The 1,057-nt window shown below is 46.2% G+C and carries 1 protein-coding gene; it reads right to left on the bottom strand.

What is annotated here, in order from left to right; translation table 11 throughout:
* Positions 1 to 70: 70 nt before the first annotated feature.
* Positions 71 to 1,057, bottom strand: a 987-nt coding sequence (locus tag R7P35_RS26160; protein ID WP_318093393.1) for a response regulator, incomplete at its 5' end; no start/stop codon positions are given.

The raw sequence follows: 1,057 nt of genomic DNA, 5'->3' as shown, positions 1-1,057 counted from the left end.
AGTGGTGTAGTAAATCACAGCTCAATACGGAAAGAAAACAGACACTGAGTGAAATGAGCGAACAGCCACTTCAAAGCACCTGTTCTGAGTTTTGTTGCGCTTTTACTAACTCATCTCTCAAACGGTGTCCTTGATGAATATTCACTTGGAGGCGATTGATCAACATCTGTAGCTGTTCAATCGCTGGCACTTGGTTCATTTTTAACTGTGTTTCGAGTTCCAGCGCTTGGCTAGCCAGTATCTTCAGCCCTAAATTCAACGCCATTCCCTTGGTCGTATGCATCGTCAATTTGAGAGAGTCGAAATCGCTCTGCATAAAGTTTTCAATCAGGTCATCAACCGCCAGTTCAAAATCGGTGATGATGCTGTTGAGCAGATCAAGTAACTCATTCGGATGTTCTTTGAGGGACGCCAACATTTCGGAGTTCGACAATTCCTCTTCCGTTAGCCTCAAGTTTTCAATCGGCTTACGTTGCAGTTGCAATACATTGCTCGCTGGCGATACCTCTTCAGTTTGTTTCACTTTGAGCCTCGCACTGAATTGCTTCAAAGCGTCAGCAAAACTTTCCCTTTGTAGAGGCTTGGTTAGGACATGATCGGCACCTGCCGCGATAAAGTGGTCATGGGCCTCACGAAAGACATCCGCAGTATAGGCAAACAGCAACGTCTTTACCCCTAGCTTTTCGCGAATAAAACGAGTCGCTTCGACACCATTCATCTCTGGCATGTGATTATCCATCAAGATAAGGTCATAATCGTTGTCGCGTGCCTTTTCTACGGCAACCAGCCCGTTTTCTGCGACATCCACTGCGTGCCCTAACTTTTCGCAAAAGCCTTTCGCCACCAAAGCATTTACGCGGTTATCTTCTGCCAACAAAATACGCAAGTTCTGAGTGCTTCGGGTTTGAACTGGCGTATGTTGCGGGCTCGGTTTTTCGCTCTCATTCCATGGTATCGGCAAAGTGACAATAAACTGCGTGCCGACCCCTTCTACGCTCTTTAAGGTAATAGAACCACCCATAAGCTCAGTGAGCTTTTTAACGATGGCCAATCCTAA

It is taken from the genome of Vibrio sp. Vb0304 (assembly GCF_033338995.1).
Classification (GTDB): Bacteria; Pseudomonadota; Gammaproteobacteria; order Enterobacterales; family Vibrionaceae; genus Vibrio; species Vibrio alginolyticus.
Note: the sequence above shows the minus strand (reverse complement) of the source record. Positions and strands in the feature narration are given on the sequence as shown.